The sequence below is a fragment of the Planktotalea sp. genome (assembly GCF_039984035.1).
Taxonomy (GTDB): domain Bacteria; phylum Pseudomonadota; class Alphaproteobacteria; order Rhodobacterales; family Rhodobacteraceae; genus Planktotalea.
Window position 1 is genome coordinate 1 of record NZ_JBDWVM010000103.1, and the last position, 3,358, is coordinate 3,358.

Genomic DNA, 3,358 nt, shown 5'->3' on the forward strand with positions numbered 1-3,358 from the left:
ATGATAGATGTTCGCCTTGGAAATTCCGCAAGCCTTGGCCACTTGCGCCATAGACGCGCGCGCAATTCCGTCGCGCGCGAAAACTACCGCCGCTTCGCACAAAATATGCGCGCGTTTAGCGTCATGGTCTTTGGCAATGGGGCGCGCCATATTTTAACCCCGATTATCCACGACGCGCACCGCCTTGCCTTGCGAACGGGCCACAAAACCGCTGTCCCCGACGACGACTTCAGTGGTGATACCAACCATATCCTTGATCTGAGCGCGCAGTTTGGTTGCCACAGCATCCTTATCCACATCGCTCGCGGCCACTTCGACAAGCACACGCATACCGTCCATGCGCCCCTCTTTGACAAGCTCAATTTGGAAATACGGGCCTAGCCCTTCAACGGCCATCACCTGTTCCTCGATCTGCGTCGGGAACACGTTCACACCGCGCAGAATGATCATATCGTCAGAGCGGCCAGTGATCTTGGCAATCCGCCGCATAGAGCGCGCAGTGCCCGGCAACAAACGCGTCAAATCACGGGTGCGATACCGAATGATAGGCATGCCTTCCTTGGTTAATGTGGTGAAGACCAATTCACCCTCTTCCCCATCGGGCAGAACATCGCCTGTTACGGGATCGATAATTTCGGGATAAAAATGATCCTCCCAAATGACGGGACCATCTTTGGTTTCCACGCATTCATTCGCCACACCTGGTCCCATAACCTCAGACAGTCCGTAAATATCGACTGCATGCAGATCAAAGGCGTCTTCTATCTCGCTGCGCATTGCCTCTGTCCACGGTTCAGCGCCAAAGACGGCCACCTCCAAGGAACTCGCACGCGGATCGAGCCCTGCCTTTTGAAACGCCTCAAGAATGTTGAGCATATAAGAGGGCGTCACCAGAATACCGCGCGGTTTGAAATCGTTGATCAGGGCAACCTGTTTGTCCGTTTGACCGCCGCCCATCGGCACCACTGTCGCGCCTAACCGTTCAATCCCATAGTGCGCACCGAGACCGCCAGTGAAGAGGCCATAGCCATAAGCGTTGTGCACCAGATCACCCTTGCGCAAACCTGCTGCGCGCAAGGATCGCGCCACAAGATCGGCCCAGTTGGATATATCATTGGCCGTATAACCCACGACAGTTGCCTTGCCCGTCGTGCCAGAAGACGCATGAATACGCGCGATGTCCTCGCGCGGTACCGCGAACATGCCAAAGGGGTAATTGGCCCGAAGGTCATCCTTGTAAGTGAAGGGAAATTTGGCCAGATCCGCGAGCGATTTTAGATCATTGGGATGCACACCCGCTTCGTCAAAGCGCGCTTTATAGAGCGCGACATTGTCATACGCATGTTTCAACGACCAACGCATACGCTCCAGTTGCAACGCAGAAATGTCATCGCGGCTGGCGAATTCGATAGGGTCCAAAATTGACGGATCAGGTGCCAAATTGCTCATCTCAAGTTCCCTTCGCTGTTTCGTCAAAAAGCTGTCCTTTGATCGCGCGGGACAACCCACGCATCTCCGCAATCAATCCACCATCCTGATTGTGAACGCGCACATCGTAAACGCCGTTGCGCCCTGAAAGGGATGTCTCTCGCGCATCCGCTGAAAGCACGTCGCCAAGTTTCGCAGGCGCAACGAAAGTGATCATGTTGTTCTGCGCGACCGTCGCCTGATTGCGCGAATTACACGCAAAGGCAAAGGCGCTGTCAGCAAGCGTAAAGATCACGCCGCCATGGCATATGCCGTGTCCGTTGCAATGATGATCTTGCACCGTCAATTGCATATTGGCCTGCCCTTCGCTCACCGCATCAAGGCTGATCCCCATCCACGGAGATGCACGATCGTTTGACCACATTTCAGCGCTTGCGCGCTTTGCTCTTTCATCAGGTGTCATTGCTCGCCTCCCCGCGTGCTAAGAATATTTCTTGCATAAACCGTCCAAGCGGTCAATTAATAACAAGTCGCCATTTTCTACCCATTCAAGGACCCGTTTAGATGAGCTTGCTTCAGATCAATTCCTTCGCCGCCGGAACGTGGATTGCACCAGACGCAAACGCGCGGCTCATTGAAAACGCGGTGACCGGTCAGCCAATGGCGCAGGCAGGCAACGGTGCGTTGGATGTTGAGGCTATGCTCGATCATGCGCGGGACATTGGTGGTCCCGCCCTGCGGGCACTGACGTTCCATGATCGCGCCCGTATGCTCAAAGCGCTGGCAGGTGAGCTCACCAAACAAAAACAAGCGCTTTATGATCTTTCTTTTGCGACTGGGGCAACGCAGCGCGATCACTTGATCGACATCGATGGCGGCATCGGCACTTTGGCTGTGTTCGCGTCTAAAGGGCGGCGCGAAATGCCCGATGCACAAATATATCTCGATGGAGAAACGGAACAGCTCTCCCGCAACGGCACCTTTCTGGGGCAACATATTTGTACGCCGATGCAGGGCGTCGCAGTGCATATTAACGCCTTCAATTTCCCTGTTTGGGGAATGCTGGAAAAGCTGGCCCCGACCCTGCTCGCTGGTGTACCTGCCATTGTCAAACCCGCCACTGCAACGTGTTATGTGACCGAACTTGCCGTGCGCATCATGCTCGACAGTGGCATCCTACCTAAAGGTGCATTGCAACTTGTCAGCGGCGGATTGGGCGACATGTTGGAACGGCTTACTATGCAAGACAGCGTAAGCTTCACAGGTTCAGCACAAACCGCGCTTAAGCTGCGATCAACGCCTCATTTGCTCGAAAATTCTATCCGCTTTGTCGCCGAGCAGGACAGTCTCAACGCCTCCATCCTTGGACCTGATGCCGCGCCGGGCACCCCAGAGTTTGATCTCTTCATCAAAGAGGCGCACCGCGAGATGACCACAAAGGCGGGTCAAAAATGCACCGCTATTCGCCGGATCATCGCGCCTCAGGAACACGTCGATGCAGTGATTGCAAAGCTGAGCGAGCGCCTGTCCAAAACCGTCGTCGGCGATCCCACAGATCAAGCCACGCAGATGGGCGCGCTTGTGTCTGGTGCTCAGAAAGCGGATGTTTTGGCCAAAGCGCAGATCCTCAAAACGGAGGCCACGCAGGTCTATGGGGATGACGAAATAGCTGCGCGCGCGGGCGCGTTTGTCTCGCCAATGCTGTTCGAATGCGCGGACCCAGACACAGCGACCCGCGTTCATGACACCGAAGCCTTTGGACCTGTGTCGACCGTCATGGGTTATCGCGATCTGCCTCACGCCATCGCGCTGGTGAACAAGGGACAAGGCTCGCTTGTCGCCTCTGTCATCACCCATGACCCAGAGGTCGCACGCGAGGTCGCGCTTGGCGCGAGCGCTTATCATGGACGGCTTTACTTCAACAATCGCG

At 55.4% G+C, this 3,358-nt stretch carries 4 protein-coding genes; 1 reads left to right on the forward strand and 3 read right to left on the reverse strand.

Features of this window, described 5'->3' with window-relative positions:
* The 3 genes from ABJQ89_RS04460 to paaI form a co-directional block, all read right to left on the reverse strand.
* Positions 1-150: TetR family transcriptional regulator (locus tag ABJQ89_RS04460; RefSeq protein WP_348495067.1), on the reverse strand; the 150-nt coding region annotated here is incomplete at its 3' end.
* A gap of 3 nt (positions 151-153) precedes the next feature.
* Positions 154-1,449 carry a phenylacetate--CoA ligase PaaK gene (gene paaK / locus ABJQ89_RS04465; RefSeq protein WP_348495064.1) on the reverse strand — a complete coding sequence of 432 codons (1,296 nt, stop codon included), beginning with the start codon at positions 1,447-1,449 and terminating at the stop codon, positions 154-156.
* Between the two features lies 1 nt (position 1,450).
* Positions 1,451-1,891 carry a hydroxyphenylacetyl-CoA thioesterase PaaI gene (paaI, locus tag ABJQ89_RS04470; RefSeq protein WP_348495065.1) on the reverse strand — a complete coding sequence of 147 codons (441 nt, stop codon included), beginning with the start codon at positions 1,889-1,891 and terminating at the stop codon, positions 1,451-1,453.
* A gap of 101 nt (positions 1,892-1,992) precedes the next feature.
* Here paaI and paaZ point away from each other — a divergent pair.
* Positions 1,993-3,358, forward strand: a 1,366-nt coding sequence (gene paaZ / locus ABJQ89_RS04475) for a phenylacetic acid degradation bifunctional protein PaaZ (RefSeq protein WP_348495066.1), incomplete at its 3' end; no start/stop codon positions are given.

Coding starts and splice junctions, on each gene's coding strand:
- paaI (WP_348495065.1), bottom strand. CDS start 1,891: ATGACACCTGATGAAAGAGCAAAGCGCGCAAGCGCTGAAATGTGGTCA.
- paaK (WP_348495064.1), bottom strand. CDS start 1,449: ATGAGCAATTTGGCACCTGATCCGTCAATTTTGGACCCTATCGAATTC.